Genomic DNA, 19,288 nt, shown 5'->3' on the forward strand with positions numbered 1-19,288 from the left:
CACAACACAGGAGCAAAGCATGAGCAAGGATTTGGAGCCCGTACACATCGAGGTCGATCAGACCGATCAGGGCATCAGGAGCGTCACCTACGGGAACGGAGGGGACGACAGCGAAGACCGCACGCTGGTGGGCTTCAACGAGGATTCCGTTGACATCGCAGGATGGTGGGATGGCAACGATGGCGAGTGGACCGGCGAATGGCTCGGCGCCAACTTCGACCGTGCCGCCGTCGAGCACCTTCACGGCCTGCTTGGCGCGTGGCTGGAGGCAACCAAGTGAAAAGCGATACAGCAATCCGGGGACTGATCCGGCACCGGGCCAAGAAGATGCTGCTCGAAGGCAAGTCAGACATGGTGCGCTTCGTGTACGACGGCAACCGGGTGCTGGCCATCTTCGAGCACGACGGCCAGCAGGCTGTCTACGAGGCCCATCTCGAACTCCAAAGCGCTCCGACTGCGGAGCTGGCCGCGCTGGGGCTGATCGAGCCGTGAGCGAGCCTATCGAGGGCCGGGTTGTCTACATCGGAGGGCGAGGCTACGGCAAGACCCAGAGGATGCGGGAGATGGCGGCGCAGGCCCACCTGTACCTGAGCAACCCCGATTTCATTGTCAAGTCTGAGGGCTGGGAGAAGGCCAAGGGCCTGACAGTTCAGGAGCCCAGCATCGACAAGGGGAGCGACTGGGATACCCCCGCCCACACCGGCACCAACTACTCGGCCCAGATGAGCTTCACCCGGGAAGCCTCGGGCGACGGACCTCTGGGCAGCTGGGAGGCGTGGATCAACGAGGCGCTGGACATGAAGCTCGCACCTTGGCAGAGCCGAGTCCTCGGCCAGTTCGTGGAGACTCCCCGCGAGGAGCTGCTGCGCCGCCTCAATTGCTGGGCACGGGGAATCTACCCCGGGCTCCCGAACAACTGGAAAGGCCTGTCATGAGAGTCCTGGCGATTGACCCCGGAGCCAAGACAGGCGTGTGCCTGTTCAACGCACGCAGCCAAGAAGTAGACATCTTCCGCATCATTCCGAATGGGCTGGAAGGCTTCAAAGAGTGGTGGTTCAACATGGGCGACAGCCTCCACTACCACAGGGCCGACGTGCTGGTGGTCGAGTCCTTCGAGCAGGAGGAAGGCACCCACGGACTGGACCTCACCCCGGTCGAGATTATCGGCTACCTAAAAGGCCTCGGCATCCCCATCCAGTGGCAGCGCCGCAACCAGCGGGGCAAGGCCAAGCTCATCAGTGTGCCGGTCCTGAAGCGGGCTGGCCTCTACCCCAAGAGGGGCGAGCTGAAGGAGGGCCACCAGGTCGCAGCCCTGCAGCACGCGCTGGCCTACCTCATCAAAATCCGCCACCGTCCCACCATCGAACTACTGCACCCGAAGGAGGAGTCGTGACCACCATCCACAAGCTCCAGAAGTTCGGCGCCATCCACATCATCTCCGACGAGCAGCTGTTCACCCTCATGGAGATGACGGACAAGCGCTACGAGCGCAAGGCCACCCGGCACGAGTCCGAGCCCACCTCGGAGGACTGGGGCCTCTACCACCAGGCAGTGCGAGGCAAGCTGGCGATGGAGGCATACGAGGGAACCGAGTGGGGTGGGCCGGACACAGGCACCGAGGTCCACAAGCCAAAGCCCAGAGTCACCTACGAATACCTGGAAACGCACGACGAGTGGCTGGCACGCTGCCGAGCCCTGAGAGAGGAATCGAAATGATCGCCCTGCTCCGCAAGCTGTTCGCCCGCAGGCCCCAGCGGCACGTCCCCCATCAGTGGGACGGCACCCACGCCACCTGCTCCTGCGGCCACAACAGCGTTTGGGACTATGACCTCCGCAAGCACTTCGCAGACATGGAAAGGATCGGCTCATGAAGCTCTACCTCGCAGGCCCCATGACGGGCATCGAGCACTTCAACTTCCCGGCCTTCGACGCCGCAGCCAAGCACCTGCGGGACGCAGGGCACACCGTCTTCAACCCGGCTGACAATGACCGGGAGAACGGCTTCGACGGCAAGAGCGCTGCAGGTGATCCTGTGGAGGCTGCAGCCAAGGGCTTCGATCTGCGGACGGCCCTGAAGCAGGACTTGTCCTGGATTTGTGACCACGCCGAGGGGATCGCGCTGCTGCCCGGCTGGGAGGAGTCCCGGGGCGCACGCGCCGAGGTGGCGCTGGGCCGGGCGCTGGGCATCGAAGCGAAGCTGCACTGGGTCTTCTGGCACCCCGTGGCCACCCAGTTTGTCGCGGCCAAGGTGCCTGTTGAGACCGTCAGCTTCAAGCTGGGGCAGGGCATCGTCATCGAGCCGGTGCTGTCGTGAACGCCGAGGAGGTCTCAGAGGAGCGTAACCTCTCCACCCCCTGCCACCACTGCGGCGGCGGGATCGGGGAGTTCAAGGCCTCGGCCTGGCGAAAGGATACTGGCAAGCGATTCTTCTGCCACAATTCCACCCGGTCCTGTTACAACGAGTGTCGTGGCGGCTACTTCGACTAAGCCGTGGTACGCTCATCCAGCACCCTAAGTAGGGCGTATCTGGGAAAGGGAGCCTCCCCTGCAGAGGCTCCCTTTTTCTATGCCCTCGCTAAGGGCTTCGCGCAGCCGGGGCACAAATCCCGGGCGAACACTTCGGTGCCCTGCCAATTCACGGCCCGAACATGAATCCACTTCACCGGCAGAGTGGTCTTCCGCCTTTTATCCGGGCGCTGCGTTTCGCTTTCGCCGCACTCATCGCACTCGGTTTCAATTACTTCTTGGACTGACATACTGTGCTCCCCTGAAATTGATGGTCAGTGGCGAGCCTAGCAGAGGAATTGTTTATCCCTGGAGATTCTTCACGTCAATCAGCACGCCGTCTTCGACTGTGAATACCAGCAGGCCGGGCTTGGACCAGATGCCGGAGAGGTTTGTGAACCAGTCCGAGCCATTGTCCGCCGAGGGGCACTGCAGCCATTCCTGGCTGGCGAGAATGGTCTGCCTGCGGAAGCTGTGGAAGTGGCCGGAGACAAAGAGCTCGGCCTGCGAGAGCGCCTGCTTCCCGGCCACCTGGCCTGCGATGAACTTGGGGATCGCGTCGGGGCTGCCGGACTGGTGGCCGTGGAAGAAGCCGGTGTTGAGCCCGGCGATGTTGAGCACCAGGGACTCGCGGTGGCGCTCCGGGTAGGCGAACTGGACGTGGCCGTAGGCGTCCTGGTTGAGCCCGAAGGCGTCCTGTACGCTGGCCACGATGTCGAGGCCGAAGTCCGCGCTGGCGTTGCCCTGCGCCTTGCCGTTCTCGCGCCACTGCATGTGATTGGAGGGGACACCGAAGACGGTCAGATCATTGGCGTCCTTGGCGAACATGTCGGCGCCGTACATGAACAGGCGGCGGGCCACCCTGATCTGCTCCGGGAAGGAGAGGTCATTGGTATGCTTCTGGGCCGCGCTGTTCTGGGTGTTCTCGCAGGCGTCCCCTAGATCACCGAAAAAGACCGACTTGGCCTTTTGCAGGCGCACATAGTCTTGGGCCTGGTGGAAAAGATCAGCCACACGATGTTCAGTGTCAGTCGTCCCGCCGCCTGTGTGCTGCGCCTTGCCAACCTGCGGATCAGCGTAGGCGATGGCGACGGCCCGGTTGGTCCCTGCAGGAGCCGGGGCCTTGGGCTTGCGTTTGAGTGCAGCTGCATAGTCCCGGAACTCCTTGATCTGGTAGGTGAACGCGGTGCGGACCACCTTGAAGCGGTAGCGCCAGTTGGGCCGGGTGACAGCGAGTTCCTGGTCCACCGAGTCACGGGTCCAGGCGTTCATGTTCTTCGACGCCTCGACCAGCTGGAGCTCATACCCTTCGGGGATCGGCACACCGAGGTCGGCCACGATGGCGCTGAACTCCTCGGGGGTCTTGGCCTCCGGGGCCGAAGGGATGGTGATGAACTCGGGGAGGTTGTCACGGTAGGTGACCGTGGGCTGTTCCTTGGCTGCCAGCGGAGTTGTCACGCTGGTAATGGTGTCTGCGAGGCTCACTTAGAGGCCGTTGATTTCACGCTGGGCATTTCGGCGCCAGTCACCTACCGAGTCATCCTTCACGGTGTCGTGGCCGTACTCCTTGCGGATCGCCTTGGTGATGACGTGGTGCGCGAGGTTCTTGTCGCGGAGCGCAAACGTAAGCGTCCGGTGATCTTCTGGGGCGGTGCTCTGCAATTGATCGAGGAGAATGTCAACCCGATTCCTGGTGGCCGGGGCCTTGTCCGCAAGCTCTGAAAGTGTGTCGCTGAGTGCCATGAGAATTGCTCCTAAATGGAATGAGACCAGCAACCCTGTAGGTTACTGGTCTCATTCTACCAAACTAGTAAATTACGAGCCCGGACACTTAGCGCAGGGCACGAAACGCATGATCGACTGGAATTCAATCTCCGGCAGTTCCTCCACTGCGGCAACTGCGGTCAAGAGGTCTGCCGGGATGCTAGGCGGCGGGGACGGAGGCTTCTGGCTGGGCATTCTTGGGGGTCACCTTCAGCCGGAGCAGGTACGAGCCGAGCGCCGTCATGAAGGACTTGGCCACCAAAATCCCGAACGTGATCCAGAAGGCCTCGGTGGTGACTTCCTTCTCCAGCACCAGGCTGCCGATGCCCCCACCGATGAGTACGAGCGCATCGAGGATGAAGCCGGTGTAGAGGGTGCGCCAGGCGCGGACCAGCGCGTCGAAGTATTTGGGGGTCTGGGTTGCGGTGTGATCTGCCATTGGTTTAGCCCTTCTTGATAATCAGTTGATTGCCGATGAAGATGGTGGAGTCCGGCCCGGGGAGGCCATTGAGCCGTGCGAGGTAGCCTGCGTCCAGCCCGTAGTAGTTGGCCACGGAGCGGAGGGTGTCGGGGGCCTCGATGTTCCAGACCAGAGGGCCGGGAATCCAGATGCGCTGTCCCGGGGTGATCCGGTTGGCGTCGATGTTGTTGTAGGCCGCAATCCGCGCCACGCTCGGGCCGTTGTAGTAGGCCTGAATCTTGCCGAGGGTGTCTCCCTTGGTGACGATCCAGTGGATGTCCGTCAGCGGGTACGTCTTCGGCTTCTTGGCCGGAGCCGGGGCGGGCTTCTTCGGCGGGGTGGAGGACTCGGGGTTGACCGGCGCAGGCGTGGGCTTGGTGCCCTTCTTCTCGGCTACGATCTGCTTGGCGCGGGCCGTGATTGCCGGGATGTACTGCTCCCAGACACCGGGGCAGGCGGTGGCGGTGAACTTCTTGTGCGGGTACAGGACAATCGGGATGCCGTTGAGGATGTTCTGGTCCGCGATGAGCTCGGCCAGTGTCTCGCGGTCCTCAGCCGAGCAGCGAGGGTTGTTCTCGACGGACACCAGGTTCAGGTTTCCCCAGCCGGTCCCGCCGTCGCCCTGCGCCCAGGCAACCGTGAAGGGCGAGATGAGGCAGGCGACGAGCCCTCCTTCACACACGAAGTTCACCGAGGCGGACTGCGCGTGTGCCCGGTTGATGAGCAGCTTGACGATGTTCCAGAACGTGGGCTTGAACGCGGGATCGCCCCACCAGTGGATGGCCCAGCCCAGCGGCTTCATGGGGCCACCGTCAAAGTCGGTGATCGAGAATTCTTCGTGCAGTGCGTATGCCATGCTGTTCTCCTAGCTTCCTGTGCCGGGCTGTTGCGGCGGCGCGGTCACGGTGATGTTGGTGGTGGATTGCGCGGGGATCGGGGCCAGCGCCACACAGGCTGCGATGTGCTCGGTCAAATTGCGCTCGGTGCGGTTCACTGCGTCGGCCATCGAGGAGCCGGAGTTGGGGTGCATCTCGTGGTCCATGCGGTCGATCATGGGGCCGTACTTGGCCGTCCATTCTTCGAGGTTCTGGAAGCGGACCATCACACCGGGCCTGCCTGGCACACCGGGGCGGTCAGCGTCACCGTTCCAGTCTTCGAGGAAGTGGTTGAGTCCCTTTGTCGGGGGCCGCAGGTACTTCCATCCCACGGCCCCGAGGAACACTGCGAGGACGATGGCGCCGAGCCAGGGGGCCACAGAGATAATGTCGCTGATCCACTGAGGCATTAGATGACCCCCCTTGCCAAGGCACCGTTCTGCAGTGAGTTTTTCAGGGGGGTCATTGTAGTCTCCTTGGTAGAAAAGCGTATCTACCAACCAATTCTACAGGGCGGTCTAAGTGGCGTAGAGCATGGTGATAGTGAGCAGCGCATCCTGGACGTGGAAACTGCCGACGTGGTTGGTTCCGATGCCGCAGCGCAGGCTGATCTGATCCCCTGCCACGAGGAACTGGGTGTCCCCGACAAAGCCTCCGACGAAGGAGCTGGTGCTGGTTTCGCCGTAGGCAGGGAGGCCGAAGACGGAGTTGTTGACGACGCCCTTGAAGTCGAAGCTGTGAGGGGCGAACGTGCCTGACTTCGTGGTCAGCGTGATCTGGCCGGTGATCGCGTAGAGGCCCGGGGTCACAATGGTGGCGATGTTGCCTTCGAGGGTGATGCCGTCAACGTGGTTGCCCGCAGCGAACTCCGGCTCGGGAGCGCGGCTGCCCGTCGGCCCGTTGGCGTTCAGCGGGATTCGGATGTACGCATCGTCGGGGCCGGTGCCGGTCACGTCGAACGGCTCCGGCGTAGTGGCGCGGAGACTGACCCTGGCTTCCTGCTTCTCCAGGCGCTTCCCGATGCCGTCCTCGATGGACTGCGCCATTGTCGCGGACCACACCTCGGGGTCGAGGTTGTCATTTTCATCGGGGGTCCAGATCGCGGAGCCGCCAGTGGTGATGTTTCCCATTGTTCTGCCTTCCTAGACGATGTTTCCGAGGGCGTCGGTCCATGCGGAACCGTCCCACCAAATTGGCTTTTTGAGCACCATGTCGTACACATGCGCCCCGGCTTCAGCTGTGTAGCCGACAGCTACGGGGCGTGTGGGGCGCGGGTACTGGTAGGGGTAGGAGCCCGCCATGCCCTCCACCTGGGGAACATAGAACCAGTTGGTTTTGAAGCTGATCCTGCCGTCGCGGGCTTCAGTGCCGTCATCCGTGAGCCCGCCCATCGGCGTAGAGAAGCCCATACGGTCGCGGTCAAGGCTGATTTCGCACCACTGTTCCCAGTTGCCGGTTTCCTCGTTGATCCAGACGTTGCCCATCTTGCAGTAGTAGGGCTCAGCCGCAACGTAACCGTGGGCTCGCGTGGGGCCTCCCCCGGATCGCTGCGCAGCGTGGAGGAAGGCCGATGAGGTGCTGGTCCCCACCAGCCCGTAGCCGTCGCCTGTTCCACCTGTGGTGTAGTCCGTTCCCGGGGGGTAGGGGTCTCTCAGCCCAATGACCTGCGTGGAGTAGTAGTCCGAGTCGTTATCGAGGTCGCCGTAGAGGTGTTCTTCTTCGGTGGCGAGTTCCCAGTTGATGCCGCCGGACACCATCGTGACGGGCAGCCACTTCTGGCCCTTCTGGTCCCACGAGAGCACCTGCTTGTCGGCCACGTTGTAGGTGGACACGTCCGCGAGCGAGGAGAGCTTCTGCCCCACCGGGCTCTTGACGCTGGGCGCGGCGTCGGTGCTGATCCCGCGCTTGGGGTTGGCCATGTCGATGCCAGCGTTCTCAGTGAGGCGCCGCACCACCTCGGTGAGTACAGCGATTTGCTTCATGGCAGCGTCGAGCTCGTTGGCCCACTGCTGGGAGCCCGGAGGCAAGTCCTTGTGCTTGTTCATGCGTCCCCCTTCAGGGGCTTGATGTTGAACTTTCGGATGGTCCGGCCAGCGTGGCGGGCCTTCTCGTCCCGGAGCGTGGCGCCTGCCGGGTAGCTGGCGACGTAGGCCCCGATGGTGGTGTAGGCCACCGCATTGCCGGAGACCTTCGAGTGCGTCTGCGAGGCGTCCTGGATGCGGTAGTTCCGCAGGTTGTCTGTGACCAGAACACCTGCAGGAAACTGGCCGAGCCCGGTGGGCGTCTCGAAGCTGTTGGGCAGCTCGTACTGCACCTCGGCCACGGACGCGCTGTACTGGTGTGCCATCGCAGCTGCGGTGTCGTAGGTCTCCCGGACCCCGGCGATGAACGGGGACTCGAACACGTTGTCGAAGCCCTCGCGGGCGTTCTTGGCGCCCGTGGAGACGTGGACCTCCGTGGGGTCGTTCAGGATGCCGGAGCCGCTGACGTACAGCGCGGGCCGGTCGGCCTCACCCTCGGAGATGCGGTACGGCGCCCTCACGGTCTCCAGTGCCGGGGCCGTGATCTTGATGGCGATTTCGCCCTCCACCCCGGTCAGCGAGACCTCGACCTTGCCGCCGTTGTCGTTCCACCATGCCGGAGCGATGATGTAGCCGTCCGCGCCGGTCACAACGTACTGTCCCGCGCCCTTCTTGTAGGGGAAGGGAGTGATGCCGCTGACGGCCACCGGGTTGACCACGTTGAGGATCGAGTGGCCTGTCTGCACTGTGGTCTCGAAGACCTCGCGGGCAGCCACCTGGTACACCGAGTCCGCACGCCAGAGCACGGCGTCGTCGGTGGTGACAGCCTTGGACTGCTTGTTGACCACGGCCACCTGCTTGTACTTCTCGCGCCGCTGCCGGTCCACGTCGAACAGCGCCCACGAGGTGCCGGGGGTGACGATGGCGTTGCTGCGAGGCTCGACGTGCAGGGCGCCGTCGATGAAGCGCACCTCCAGGCGTGCGATGGAGCAGAACTCGTTGAGCAGGTTCCAGACGTTGCCGGTGAAGCCGGAGACAAACTCGAAGGGCTTCTTCGACTGGCCCAGCACCTTCTGGATGGCCGGAACCTCCATCGGGTGGAGGTCGGCCACGGTGAGGTAGGTGCCCCAGCGGGTCATCTCCGTCCCGGCCCCGCCAGCGGAGCTGTGCGTGATCGAGGTCAGCCGGAGGATGCTGGAGAGCTCCATGTCGATGACCGTGGCGCTGCTGGCGTAGACCAGATCGCCGGAGCCTGCCAGGTCATCCGTGTGGATCGTCAGCTTGCCGACGAGCGCCGTGGTGGACACCCGTTCCAGGGAGAACGCCAGCCGGTAGCTGCCTCCTGCGGGCACACTGGCTGCGAGGGCGGTGGCTCCGTCGATGGAGGCCGAGACCCCTCCGTCTGAGGTTCCCGTCAGCGTGACCGTGCGGCGGACATCCTTGGGGTCGAGGAAGCTCCACTCCACAGTGCCCATGCGGCCTGAGCCGGACAGGCCGAGCCCGGCGCTGAAGACCAGCTTCCGGTTCTTCGGCAGGGTGACCTGCACGGTCTCGTCCTTGGCCTCGTGGAACTTGGTGGTGCCGGTGACAGCGGCGCCCAGGGTCCGCACCGAGCGTCCGTTCACCACGCGGGTGGTTGTGGTTCCGCCCGTCAGCCGCTCGTAGAACCGGGCCGTGGTGCCCGCGCCGAAGGCATCGACGTGGCCGAACCCGGAGACGTAGGCCACGCACTGGCCGGGCACCTTCTCGTAGAACAGGCCGCACTGCTGGGTCCAGTAGTCGATGGCTCGGGCAGCGGTCCCAAGTCCGGGCACACCGTCGATGAAGGGGAACAGGTGGAGCTCCACGTTCAGCGGGGTGAGCGCGGTGTTCATCGAGATGGAGGCCCGCCCGCTGCTCTGCGAAGTGCCGACCTTGACGACTTCGCCCTCGTAGGTGCCGATGGCGCCGTTCTTCAGCACGTTGGTCTCGCCCAGCGCGTACTCGGGATCGACGCCGTTGGTGTAGGTGGCGTTGATGGACGGGGTTGAGCCGGAGCCCTCGGAAGGGTTGAGCTGTACTGCCGAGGTGCTGACCGTGAATGAGGAGAGCTTGCCCAGCGGGCCGGTGCCCAGCTCGTCGGGCTTGACGACGTAGCCGAGCTCGGAGAAAAGAACGCCCTCGCCTCCAAGGGCAGAGCTGATCTGCTTGGTGGGCACCGCGTCGATTACGGAGGAGAGCGTGCCCGAACCGGAGAAGGCCGACTCCATGCGCTTGGCGTAGGCCAGGCTGGAGGTGAGGCTGCCGGACCCGGAAAGCGCGGACTGGATGGTGCGGCGCAGGGCAGAGGTCAGCGTGCCCGAACCGCTGAGGTTGGACTTGATGAGGCGCCCGGACAGAACGCTGGTGAGCGTGCCGCTGCCGGAGAGGGTTGACGCGATGTTGCGGCGCAGCTTGGCCGAGAGCGTGCCGGTGCCTGACAGCGCCGAGTTGATCCGCTTGGTGTAAGCCAGTGCGGAGGTAAGGCTGCCCGAGCCGCTGAGAGCGGAGTTGATGCGCTTGGTCGGCTGCGTCGTGGCGGAGGTGAGCGTCCCCGAACCGGAGAGCGCCGAGGAGGCAGTCTTTGGTGCCCCGGCGATAACGGGAGTTTCGGTTGACGTTGATGCTTGGGGGGCGGCTGACCAAGCGTAGGTGTACCCTGCCTTGACCGTGGAGCCGTCGAAGTAGGTGCCCCGGGTAGAAGACTTCTCCAGCTGGACTGCATCAAAAAAGGTGGCTGAAGCGTTTGCCCCCAAAACGACTTTGACACCTGCGGTTGCAGCTGGGGCAACGGCAGCCGTAACGCCGCGAAGATAGAACGCCCCATTCACCATAGAGCGGTCATCGAGGACTTGGGTAAGCGTGGCGCCACCGCTGTCCACGAAGCGAAGCCCCACGATGACGTTGATGTTGCTAGGAGTCTTTGCAGAAGCCGAGACAGTCCACACCTCGCCCGCAGTTGCGGGAACAGCCACGGCAGATACCAACGTGGACACACCATCTGCGGTCGGCCCGGCGCTGACAGTGCCCGCCGCTGCAGTTGCGTAGCGGCTCCACGAAATTGCGCCTTCAGCTGTCCAGCCGGTGAGATTTGTTTCAAACGACGGGTTTGTGCAGTAGTTGGTGCGGCGAAAAGCCAGGCTGGAGGTGAGTGTGCCCGCGCCGGACAGGGCCGAGGCGATGGTCTTTGCCTCGCTTGCAGGCGGGGTTTCGGTGGAAGGTGAAGCGTGCGCGGTCCCGGACCAGGCGTAGGTGTATCCTGCCTTCGTGGTGGACCCGTCAAAGTAGTCTCCTAGAACAGATGACTGCTCCAGCATCACGGCATCCGCAGTGTGGCTGGAGGAGGAGGTGTGCAGGGCCAGCGCAACCTGCTTCGTCCCGGCAGGGGCAGTGCGGGTGCTGGACCGACGCTCGGGAGTGCTTGCCGCTGCGTATGCGGTCAGGACAGGAGTGGGCGCGGACAGTTCGGTGCCAGCGTCATCGAAGAATCGGACGGTGACACCGGAAGTTCGGATGGTGCTGCCAGCGCTGAGATATGCCGAGCCTGTGTAGTCAAGCCCGGCGGTGGCAGGGACCTTGGGGCCGATGGTTTCCCCGGAGGGCAAGGTCACATACCAGCCACCGGCTACAGCCAGCGCAGGGTTCGAGTTGCCGCGAGACGCTGTTGTCCAGCCGGATGCATCGACCTCGAAGGATGGGTTGGGCATCAGGTTGATGCGAACTGCCACGGCTTACTCTCTCCTCTTGATACACCAGTGGCGGGGCATGATTACCCCGCCACGACTAACCCGGTAGGGCTTAGGACTGGGTGTAGGTGAAGGTGACAGTCACGGTGTCCTGGGTAGTGAATGTCACCGTGGCAACCGTGTTGCCGTCGAGGTAGGTGCCTGCCGTGGCAGCCGAAAAGACGCCCGTGCCGACAACGGTGCAGGCCGGGACATCGAAGGTGGCCGTGGCCGTGACGACACCGTTGGCAGCAGCGCCCCACGTCAGTGCCTTGCGGGCGTAGGCCGGGGAGCCGCCCGTGACCTCGGTGCCAGCGGTGGCGCCGGGAGCGGTCGTGAACAGCGCACCGTAGGCCGCGTCGGTGCCGTACTTGGTGGCCAGTGCGTTCTTTTCGACGGTGGACTGAATTGCCATTGGTATTTCTCCTTGGACTATTCGACCTCTACAAGGTCGAGCGATAGCCCAATTCTATCAAACCTCTTTGTCTGTATATTTCCTGAGAGATTTGTACCAAACGACACAGCTCCCACGCCGCGCCCCGGGAGCGGCGAGCTGGCGCCCGTCGTGCCCGTGAGGTTGATATGGTCCAGTGTCAGCGAGGAGCCAGCGGGGATGTAGAGCTCCAGCTTGATCGCGGAGTAGGTGTTGGCCGTGCCGTCCGCCGCCGAGATGACCACGGCCTGGCCAGGGCTCGCGGAAGGGACAAAGTTGGTCGGCTCGGTCCACGCGCCCGTGGTTGCGTCGAGCAGTGAGATGCGCAGGCTGGCCGCGCCCGTGCGTGTGCCCCAGAGGTGCAGGTAGGCCGGGGAGTCCGGGACCGTGGCGATGATCTGGGAGATGCCGGTGTCCGGGAACTGGCCCGCGTTGGTGAAGGCCGCAGCCTCACCGGAGAGCGCCACGGCGCTGGGCACACCAACAGGGTCGGCCCAGCCACCTGCGATGTGGCGCAGCATGTGGGCCGATGCCCAGCGGGTCGGGAGGATGTTGCCTCCCGAGTAGTTGAACTCGACCAGGTAGTACGGTCCCTTGCCGTAGACCCCGGTGAAGATGTCCACGAGGTTCTGCAGGTCGGCGGTGCCCGCCTGGTAGTCCAGCTTGTACCGCAGGTAGGGCGTGGGCGCCTCGTAGACAAACCGGCCACCGGACACCAGTGTGGTCTCCTCGGTGTCGCGGTTGTGGTCCCAGCCCATCCCCGCCTCGGGGAAGGGGATGGGCAGCATACGCCCGAGCGGGCCGAAAAGCATGGTCTTCATTGGTTCTGTCCTTCTGCTGCGAGCTGCTTGTTGGAGCGGTTGACGGCCTGCGCCAGCTCCCTGCCGTCCACGGCGAGGATCGGGGTCTGGTTGGCGAGGGAGGCGAGCAGTGCCAGGTTCTCGGCGGTCAGCTCGACCACCTGGACCCCGCCGCCAGCGGTAGCGCTTCCGCGCCCACCGCCCGGGGAGCCGCCCATGTTGAACTTCGGCATACGAAGGGTCCGAATGGCTTCCATCGCGTCGAGGCCGTAGTAGTCCACGGCAGGCTCGGGCTGGATGAACTCGCGGGAGCGGACCTTGATGAGGCCCTTGCCGTCCACCTTGGCCATGAGGTTGTCCACGTTGGGGTTGCTCGGCGCCCGGCCCGGGATCATCCCGCCGTCGGCGTAGCCCGGCACCTGTCCGCCCTTGTTGAACAGAATCTCATTGGTGCGCGTGCCGTCGGCACGGACCACGCGGTAGCTCGGCTGGCCGTTGGCCACCGTGTTGCCCGTCGCTTCGAGGTGTCCACGGAACGTCGCGTCCACGGTGACGTTCTTGTGGGCCGGGATGGCTGCCAGGGCGTTGGCCACCGACCCGATGCCCCCGAGGGCGCCGCCCACGTCGGCAGTCACCGTCGTCGGCTTGACCTGCGGGACACCCTTGATGACGCCGATGTAGCGTTCCAGCGAGCCCTGCAGCTGCCCCACGGCAGCCTTGTTGTAGCCCATCTGTGCCACGTCGATCTGGTACTGGCCTGTGAGCTTCTGCGCGTAGGCGCGGACCTCCTCGGAGCTGTGACCGGCTGCAGCGTAGGCGCCGATCATGTCCAGCATCTTGGACTCCAGGCCGCGCAGGGCCTCCCGGTTGGCAATGGCCGCGTCGGAGTAGCCCTTCAGGTTGCCGATGCCGTCCTGCAGGGTCTTGGCTTCCTTGCCAGCTACGTCGATTTCCTTCTGCTTGGCCGCAGCGTTGTCGAGCGCCGTCTGCGCCTGGTTGCCGTAGTCAGCAGCCCGGTCAGTCTCGCCGTACTTCATCGAGATGCGCTGCTCGACCTTGGCCTTGTTGGCTGAGATGAGCTCCTTGTCGCGCTCGTTGTTCAGGGCCTTCACCTTGTCGCGGAGGTCATCGAGCTGCTTCAGCTCGTCCTCGCGCTTCTTGTTGATGGCGTTCAGAGCCGAGTGGTAGTCGTCCGTCGCCTTGGTCAGCCCGTACTGCTGGTTGTAGGCGGACATCAGCGCGGTCTTCAGGCGGCTGCCGAAGTCCTCTGCTGCGGCCACGGCGTCGGAGATGCCGTCGGCCATGTCCTTGCCAGCCTTCTTGCCGGACTCGCCCGCCTTCTTCGCCGCGTCGGCAGCCTTGTTGTAGCCGTCCGTCACGCCGCCGAGTCCGGGCAGGACGCTGTTCTGGCGGGTCGGGATGACAGGCTTCGCGGCGCCGTTCGACCGAGGGGCTGCACGGACCTGGTTGGGAGCGGCGATGGCAGCGTACTGCGCCTTCTGGGCCGTGCCGAGCGAGCCCTCGCCGTCGCCGTAGCCGACGCCGCCGTTGAGCTCGGTCTGCAGGTGGGAGAGCTCGGTGCGGGCATACGCGAGGAAGTTCTGCACGTTGGTCACCGCAGCGGTGGTGTCAGCATCCACGGCAGCGACGTAGGTGCCGTTGGCCACCGCAGTGAGGATGCCCTCGACCTCCTCGGCCTTCGAGTTGGCCGGATCGGTCAAGGCGTCCATGATGACCTGGTAGGGCATCCCCGTGATCTGGGCGAGGTTCTGCGCGAGCAGCATCATGTTGGTGTCGGCCTGGGACTTGTCCATGCCCACCGTCAGCGTGGCCGAGATGGGTGTCCCAGCCAGCAGGCGGGCGTCGTCCTTGAACTTGGTCGTGTCCATGCCGACGGGCACCTTCAGCTCGCCGCCGATGGCGGCGGTGAACTTCTCGCGGGTCTGCTTGGCAAGGTCTTCGACGTAGGAGGTGTCGGCGCCCATCGCCCGGAGCTTTTCAAACAGTCCGGTGATGAAGTCGGAGTAGCCCTGCGCCGCTTCCTGGGCGCTGAGGGTGCCGTCCTGCTGCATCTGGACGTAGTATTCCCGGGCCTTGGTCATCGTGTCTTCGATGTTCTTCAGGTTGGTCCGGCCACCCTCGGAGTTCGGAGAGAACTGGGAGGACTTCTGGATGCCTTCGCCCAGCTTGGAGAGCGATTCCTGCAGGTCGGCCTCGGCGTTGATGGTGCCGAACACCTCGTCGTTGAGCGCCTTCAGGGCATCGGTCATTTTCTCGATGCTGGTGGCGGTCTGCTCGCCTTCCTCGCCTACGGCTTCGAGGGGCACACCGAGCTTGGTCAGCGCCTCGTCAGTGGCCTTCGTGCCCTTGGCCGCGCCCTCCTGGGCGGTGGCGTAGTGGTTGACCTGCTTGCGCAGGAATTCCAGCTTGGCGCGGAGGGCGCCGTCGCCTGCGAGGGCGTTGGGATTCTGCAGGGACATGTCCTGCAGACTGGCGTAGCCCTTGGACTGGGCGAAGGCTTCGAGGGTCTTGTCGAAGTCCTTGACGCCATTCTTGCCCTTGACCACGGCGGCGAGCACCTTGTCAAAGCCGATGCCGGTCTCGTTGGCGATATCGGTCAGCGACTTGCCGAGGTTGCCGACAACGATGCCGTCTTCCCAGGTGACCTTCTTCTCGGAGAGCACCTTGGCGGCAGCCCGCATCCCTGCGTCGGCGCCCTGTGCGAGCCCGTCCGCTATGGCCTTGCCAGCCTGCTCGGCCTCGATGGCGGTGTTCATCATGTGTCCGGCCAGCAGCGCGAGCCCGCCGATGGCGAGGCCGATGGGACCGCCGACAAGGCCCAGCAGCGAGGTGCTGAACTTGCCGACGCCTGCAGTCACCCGGCCAAAGCCGGTAGCTGCCGCAGCGTGGCGTGCGCCGAGGGAGGCGAGGCCAGCGCGATAGCCCGCCAGTGCCCCGTTGCTCTGGACGAGCGAGGTGGCCATCTGCTGGTTCACGCCACGGACCATCAGCATGGTCACCGCGAGCTGGCGCAGGGTGCCATTCAGGGACAGCCCGGCGCCCACCCCACGGGCGGACGCCTGCTGGAAGCCGATGAAGCCAGCCGTGACGAAGGCCTGCGCCGCCTTGAAGCCGAGGAACAGGGCCGTGACGGTGGCGAAGCCTGCGAGCAGCTGCAGGAGCACACCAAGGGCGGGGACGTGGTGGACGAGCGAGTCGATTCCGAGGGCAAGGTTCTTGGACATGTCGATCAGAACGGCGAGGGGTGCGAGGGCGCCGGAGCCGAGGGTGTCTCCGAGGTTCTTCCAGGCGTTGGCCATCTCCACGAGCTTGGCGGTGATGGTGTCGAAGGTGATCTGCGACATTTCGTTCAGCGCGGTGCCGTCGTTGAAGCCCTTGTTCGCGGCCTGCATTGAGGTGTCGAGAGTGTCGTAGCCGACGGCCAGCTTGGTCAGCGCGGAGACATCGCGGGAGGCCTTGATGCCGAGCTGGTCGAAGGTGGTGGTCAGCTCGCCGTTCTGCAGCTGGACCTTGTTCAGGCCTTTGATGAGGTTGGTGAAGAAGGTGGACGAGTCGGTCTTCCAGAGCTTGGAGGCCTGCTCGCCGGTCATGCCCATGAGCTTGCCGTACTCGGCCATGCGCGGGGAGCCTTCGGCCACGTCGCGGTTGAGCTGGCCGAAGACGCGGGTGAGCGTGCCTCGGGCCAGTTCGGGCTGGACGCGGACGGAAGCCAGCGCAGCTGCCAGGCCGGTGACGTTGGCCGCGCTCATTCCGGCAGAGGCGCCCAGCGGGCCGATCTGGGAGAGCATGGACGCAATTTCCGGGTCCGTGGCCACGGTCTTGGCGCCGACGTAGGCGATGGAGGAGCCCAGCCGCTCGAAGTAGTCCGGGTACTTGGCCACGTCGTCGGTGAAGGAGGTCTCCATGCGCCCGAACAGGGTGGCGCCGGTATCGGCAGAGATGCCGGTGACGGCGACAAACTTGGCCGTGGTCTCGGTGAAGGTTGCCAGCTTCTCGTTGGCCACGCCCATCTGGGCGCCGAGCTGGGTGATCCGGGAGAGCTCACCGAAGGCGATGGGCATGTCCGTCGCCATTGTCTTCAGCGAGTCCTTCAACCCCTGCGCAGCGGCGGGGGAGGCCTGCAGTTCCTCGTTGACACGGATGACCTGAGCGAAGTCCTTCTGGTAGGACGCGGCGACAGCAGCGGTGGCTGCCGGGATCGCCATGAGCCCTGCTGCCAGGACGCCGTAGGTGGCCCCCACGTCGTACATCAGGTAGCGGCTGTTGGACATCGAATCGTGGAGCTGCGTCTGAGCCGTCGCGGCCCGCTGGGTGGCCTGCGCTGCGCGGTCGGTGGCGATGCCACGGCGCGTCTCGGACTCGGCGGTGCGTGCGTTGGCCGTTACTACCTGGGCCGTGGCGCGGGCAGCCTGGGCATCCAGAGCGGCCTTCCGGGACAGCTCGGTGCCCACCTTGGCGTCGGCCACGGCGCGTGTACCGGCAGCGCGGGCAGCGTTGATGTCGGCCTTGGCCACGTCGTTGGCGGCGCGAGCGGCCCGCTCCTGGGTGGCGACGAGCTGGGTGAACTGCTGGGCCATCAGAACGATGTCCTGCTTGCCGTCCTTGATGATCTTGTTGAGGACGATGAGCTGTTCGCCCAGCACCTTGGCTTCGCCACGGAGAGCCTTCAGCCCGTCGGTTGCCTCCTTGGTGGAAATATCCACCTTGGCGTCAAATGCACCGCTCACAACTCACCACATTCCTCTAGGATTCTGGACCCATTCTATCAGTCTGTGTGGTAGCGACTCAGAAATAAAAAACACAGGCCCCACCCTTTCGGATGGAGCCTGTGCCTACGCTGCAGCCGTCTCGGCCTTGCGTTTGAGTTCTCTCTCGTGCTCGGCCATGTGTGCCTCGCGCTCCCGCTCGTAGTAGTCGCTGCGCGGTGGCAGCTCCTCTGCGCCGTCCTCCGGGACCGCGTACACGATGTGGGACTCGCCCGGCTTCTTGTCCTTGCCCTCTGGCTCGTTCTCTGCCTTGAACAGGCAGGCCTCGCAGCAGATGGTCTTCAGCTTGAAGCCGATGTCGCCGTTGGACGAGAACGCCCACCAGATTGGCACACCGCACTGGGGGCATTTCTCATCGAGCAGGGTCTTGACCGCGAGGGCGAAGTTGTAGTCCGCAGGGTGGTGCTTGTGGGGATTCTTCGCCCCCCGAATGATTGCGGTCGGAGACCAGCCCCATTCCTTGGCCGTCAGAACCATGTCCACGCATTGGCGGTTCTGCGGCCAGGTCAGGGCTTCGACAAAAAATCCGCGTCCTGCTCGACGGCGATGTTGAACAGGTTGTTGGTGAAGGTCAGCTGGACCACGAGGTTGAGCAGCTTGTCGTACTCAGACCGCATGTAGTCCTCGTAGAGCACGGCTACGTCCGCCTCTTTCCAGACCGAGGTGTCTTCGGCGCCGTCGCTCTTGCGCACCACCTTGATGATGGCCGAGGCAATCTGCTCGTTCTTGATGTGCGCGATACGCTCCCGGTCCCGCTCGTAGGTGGCGAGCTGGTACTCCTCCTCACCCTCCTCGGTCTGTGGGTAGTTCTTCCGGGCCGGGGGCTTGATTTCCTTGCGCCACTTGGCGTCGATCAGCTCCCACTGCTTGGGCGCGAGGCCCCGGACGTGGAAGGTGTTGACCGAGGACAGCAGGCCCGGCATCAGCTCGGCAACCTTGGCCTCCAGCTTGGCTGCGTCGGCGTCGGCCTCGGCGTAGCCCGGCGCCTCGGTGCCGTCGCCCGCGTAGGGCTCCCACTCGATAGTCTGGTTCTCGTTCGCGTCGGAAGCGTGCTGGCGCTTGACGAAGCCTTCCTTGATGTTCTCGGCCAGGAATCGCGCCTGCGCCGCGTCGTGCGCGGCAATGTTGATGTCGTGCGCCCGCTCGCCGTCCGAGTACAGGTCGATGGAGTCCCTGGCGTAGGTGGCTCCCTTGACGGCCTCGCGGGCGTTGAACGTGGCCGGTGCCTTCATGGCCTCAGCGCGGTCCTCGGCCTCTTTGTAGTCTTCCTCGATGCTCATTGCTTCCTCCGTGTGGTCGGGCAAAAGAAAAGTCCCTGTGAGTTTGTACTCACAGGGACGATCCTATCAAACTACAGGCGGGGCGCCTATGCCTGGGTGGTGACGTTGGCGTAAGCCTCGCCCTGCTTCAGGAACTCGACCTCGACGCGGGTGGGGTCACCCGGCTCTCCTTCCATCTGCCGGTAGACATCGTTCTTGAATTTGAAGACCGAGACCTTCTGGTCGGCGGCGTAGAGCATGCTGGCCTTGTAGCCGGTGCGCTTCACGAGCCAGCCATCCACCCAGGCCACCTTGAACAGGTTGACGACGGCGGTGAACGCGGTGGCGTTCTCCGGGGCGTCCTGCGTGCCGGTGCCGACCTCATCCTGGAAGAAGGTCAGCTTGCCCTCGTAGTTGCGCAGCGTCGGCGTTTCGACGTTGCCCTCGTCCTCGATGGTCTTGGAGGCGTCGGTCTTGGAGTCACTGAACTTCAGGGTGTAGCCGGTCTCCAGGGCAGCCGAGATGCGGGTGCCTGCGTTGAGTTCGCTGGCCTTGGGGTTGGACGGGGTGGTCAGACCTGCGAGCGGAATCCAGTCAACGCGGACGTTGTTGGGGCTCACCATTTTGCGGGACATAATGTG

Annotated in this window: 21 protein-coding genes; 7 read left to right on the plus strand and 14 right to left on the minus strand. The window is 64.3% G+C overall.

Annotated elements, in window-relative coordinates; translation table 11 throughout:
- Positions 1-19: 19 nt before the first annotated feature.
- The 7 genes from AC1DBD_RS08525 to AC1DBD_RS08555 are packed head-to-tail and all read left to right on the plus strand — an operon-like array spanning position 20 to position 2,314.
- Positions 20-280: a hypothetical protein gene (locus tag AC1DBD_RS08525; RefSeq protein ID WP_476981854.1), complete on the plus strand. Its 261-nt coding sequence runs from the start codon at positions 20-22 to the stop codon at positions 278-280.
- Entirely contained in the window at positions 277-492 is a 216-nt protein-coding gene (locus AC1DBD_RS08530; protein ID WP_476981855.1) for a hypothetical protein, read from the plus strand. Before AC1DBD_RS08525 ends, AC1DBD_RS08530 begins: the two co-directional genes overlap by 4 nt.
- The gene (locus AC1DBD_RS08535; RefSeq protein ID WP_476981856.1) at positions 489-935 is read left to right on the plus strand and encodes a hypothetical protein; all 447 of its coding nucleotides are present in this window, start codon (positions 489-491) and stop codon (positions 933-935) included. Before AC1DBD_RS08530 ends, AC1DBD_RS08535 begins: the two co-directional genes overlap by 4 nt.
- Positions 932-1,393 carry a hypothetical protein gene (locus AC1DBD_RS08540; protein WP_476981857.1) on the plus strand — a complete coding sequence of 154 codons (462 nt, stop codon included), beginning with the start codon at positions 932-934 and terminating at the stop codon, positions 1,391-1,393. Before AC1DBD_RS08535 ends, AC1DBD_RS08540 begins: the two co-directional genes overlap by 4 nt.
- Positions 1,390-1,716 (plus strand): hypothetical protein, encoded by a 327-nt coding sequence (locus AC1DBD_RS08545; RefSeq protein WP_476981858.1) that lies wholly within the window; start codon positions 1,390-1,392, stop codon positions 1,714-1,716. Before AC1DBD_RS08540 ends, AC1DBD_RS08545 begins: the two co-directional genes overlap by 4 nt.
- On the plus strand, positions 1,713-1,871 hold the full coding sequence (locus AC1DBD_RS08550; RefSeq protein WP_476981859.1) for a hypothetical protein: 159 nt from the start codon (positions 1,713-1,715) through the stop codon (positions 1,869-1,871). The genes AC1DBD_RS08545 and AC1DBD_RS08550 overlap by 4 nt, the downstream gene beginning before the upstream one ends.
- On the plus strand, positions 1,868-2,314 hold the full coding sequence (locus AC1DBD_RS08555) for a DUF4406 domain-containing protein (RefSeq protein ID WP_476981860.1): 447 nt from the start codon (positions 1,868-1,870) through the stop codon (positions 2,312-2,314). Before AC1DBD_RS08550 ends, AC1DBD_RS08555 begins: the two co-directional genes overlap by 4 nt.
- Before the next feature lie 494 nt (positions 2,315-2,808).
- Here AC1DBD_RS08555 and AC1DBD_RS08560 read toward each other — a convergent pair whose 3' ends face one another.
- The 14 genes from AC1DBD_RS08560 to AC1DBD_RS08625 all read right to left on the minus strand — a co-directional run bounded on the left by AC1DBD_RS08560 (position 2,809) and on the right by AC1DBD_RS08625 (position 19,282).
- On the minus strand, positions 2,809-3,963 hold the full coding sequence (locus tag AC1DBD_RS08560; RefSeq protein WP_476981861.1) for a hypothetical protein: 1,155 nt from the start codon (positions 3,961-3,963) through the stop codon (positions 2,809-2,811).
- A 27-nt stretch (positions 3,964-3,990) separates the two neighbouring features.
- On the minus strand, positions 3,991-4,248 hold the full coding sequence (locus AC1DBD_RS08565) for a hypothetical protein (RefSeq protein ID WP_476981862.1): 258 nt from the start codon (positions 4,246-4,248) through the stop codon (positions 3,991-3,993).
- Positions 4,249-4,429: 181 nt separating this feature from the next.
- The gene (locus AC1DBD_RS08570) at positions 4,430-4,708 is read right to left on the minus strand and encodes a hypothetical protein (RefSeq protein ID WP_476981863.1); all 279 of its coding nucleotides are present in this window, start codon (positions 4,706-4,708) and stop codon (positions 4,430-4,432) included.
- Between the two features lie 4 nt (positions 4,709-4,712).
- Positions 4,713-5,585 carry a LysM peptidoglycan-binding domain-containing protein gene (locus AC1DBD_RS08575; protein ID WP_476981864.1) on the minus strand — a complete coding sequence of 291 codons (873 nt, stop codon included), beginning with the start codon at positions 5,583-5,585 and terminating at the stop codon, positions 4,713-4,715.
- Positions 5,586-5,594: 9 nt separating this feature from the next.
- Positions 5,595-6,014, minus strand: a complete 420-nt coding sequence (locus AC1DBD_RS08580) for a hypothetical protein (protein ID WP_476981865.1) — start codon at positions 6,012-6,014, stop codon at positions 5,595-5,597.
- A 108-nt stretch (positions 6,015-6,122) separates the two neighbouring features.
- Positions 6,123-6,734, minus strand: coding sequence for a hypothetical protein (locus AC1DBD_RS08585; RefSeq protein ID WP_476981866.1), 612 nt, complete (start codon positions 6,732-6,734; stop codon positions 6,123-6,125).
- A gap of 12 nt (positions 6,735-6,746) precedes the next feature.
- The gene (locus AC1DBD_RS08590; protein WP_476981867.1) at positions 6,747-7,649 is read right to left on the minus strand and encodes a hypothetical protein; all 903 of its coding nucleotides are present in this window, start codon (positions 7,647-7,649) and stop codon (positions 6,747-6,749) included.
- Entirely contained in the window at positions 7,646-11,371 is a 3,726-nt protein-coding gene (locus tag AC1DBD_RS08595; protein ID WP_476981868.1) for a hypothetical protein, read from the minus strand. The genes AC1DBD_RS08590 and AC1DBD_RS08595 overlap by 4 nt, the downstream gene beginning before the upstream one ends.
- Before the next feature lie 70 nt (positions 11,372-11,441).
- The gene (locus AC1DBD_RS08600) at positions 11,442-11,783 is read right to left on the minus strand and encodes a hypothetical protein (protein WP_476981869.1); all 342 of its coding nucleotides are present in this window, start codon (positions 11,781-11,783) and stop codon (positions 11,442-11,444) included.
- Positions 11,784-11,800: 17 nt separating this feature from the next.
- Positions 11,801-12,622 carry a hypothetical protein gene (locus AC1DBD_RS08605; RefSeq protein ID WP_476981870.1) on the minus strand — a complete coding sequence of 274 codons (822 nt, stop codon included), beginning with the start codon at positions 12,620-12,622 and terminating at the stop codon, positions 11,801-11,803.
- Positions 12,619-17,349 (minus strand): phage tail tape measure protein, encoded by a 4,731-nt coding sequence (locus tag AC1DBD_RS08610; RefSeq protein ID WP_476981871.1) that lies wholly within the window; start codon positions 17,347-17,349, stop codon positions 12,619-12,621. Before AC1DBD_RS08610 ends, AC1DBD_RS08605 begins: the two co-directional genes overlap by 4 nt.
- 105 nt (positions 17,350-17,454) lie before the next feature.
- Positions 17,455-17,871 (minus strand): hypothetical protein, encoded by a 417-nt coding sequence (locus tag AC1DBD_RS08615; protein ID WP_476981872.1) that lies wholly within the window; start codon positions 17,869-17,871, stop codon positions 17,455-17,457.
- 23 nt (positions 17,872-17,894) lie between these two features.
- Positions 17,895-18,668, minus strand: a complete 774-nt coding sequence (locus AC1DBD_RS08620) for a hypothetical protein (protein ID WP_476981873.1) — start codon at positions 18,666-18,668, stop codon at positions 17,895-17,897.
- 86 nt (positions 18,669-18,754) lie between these two features.
- Positions 18,755-19,282, minus strand: coding sequence for a phage tail tube protein (locus AC1DBD_RS08625; protein WP_476981874.1), 528 nt, complete (start codon positions 19,280-19,282; stop codon positions 18,755-18,757).
- Positions 19,283-19,288 lie beyond the last annotated feature (6 nt).

This window comes from Arthrobacter sp. 10T419, from assembly GCF_056394105.1.

Coding starts and splice junctions, on each gene's coding strand:
- AC1DBD_RS08570 (WP_476981863.1), bottom strand. CDS start 4,708: ATGGCAGATCACACCGCAACCCAGACCCCCAAATACTTCGACGCGCTG.
- AC1DBD_RS08600 (WP_476981869.1), bottom strand. CDS start 11,783: ATGGCAATTCAGTCCACCGTCGAAAAGAACGCACTGGCCACCAAGTAC.
- AC1DBD_RS08555 (WP_476981860.1), top strand. CDS start 1,868: ATGAAGCTCTACCTCGCAGGCCCCATGACGGGCATCGAGCACTTCAAC.
- AC1DBD_RS08575 (WP_476981864.1), bottom strand. CDS start 5,585: ATGGCATACGCACTGCACGAAGAATTCTCGATCACCGACTTTGACGGT.
- AC1DBD_RS08605 (WP_476981870.1), bottom strand. CDS start 12,622: ATGAAGACCATGCTTTTCGGCCCGCTCGGGCGTATGCTGCCCATCCCC.
- AC1DBD_RS08620 (WP_476981873.1), bottom strand. CDS start 18,668: ATGAGCATCGAGGAAGACTACAAAGAGGCCGAGGACCGCGCTGAGGCC.
- AC1DBD_RS08565 (WP_476981862.1), bottom strand. CDS start 4,248: ATGGCACTCAGCGACACACTTTCAGAGCTTGCGGACAAGGCCCCGGCC.
- AC1DBD_RS08550 (WP_476981859.1), top strand. CDS start 1,713: ATGATCGCCCTGCTCCGCAAGCTGTTCGCCCGCAGGCCCCAGCGGCAC.
- AC1DBD_RS08580 (WP_476981865.1), bottom strand. CDS start 6,014: ATGCCTCAGTGGATCAGCGACATTATCTCTGTGGCCCCCTGGCTCGGC.
- AC1DBD_RS08625 (WP_476981874.1), bottom strand. CDS start 19,282: ATGTCCCGCAAAATGGTGAGCCCCAACAACGTCCGCGTTGACTGGATT.
- AC1DBD_RS08590 (WP_476981867.1), bottom strand. CDS start 7,649: ATGAACAAGCACAAGGACTTGCCTCCGGGCTCCCAGCAGTGGGCCAAC.
- AC1DBD_RS08540 (WP_476981857.1), top strand. CDS start 932: ATGAGAGTCCTGGCGATTGACCCCGGAGCCAAGACAGGCGTGTGCCTG.
- AC1DBD_RS08585 (WP_476981866.1), bottom strand. CDS start 6,734: ATGGGAAACATCACCACTGGCGGCTCCGCGATCTGGACCCCCGATGAA.
- AC1DBD_RS08525 (WP_476981854.1), top strand. CDS start 20: ATGAGCAAGGATTTGGAGCCCGTACACATCGAGGTCGATCAGACCGAT.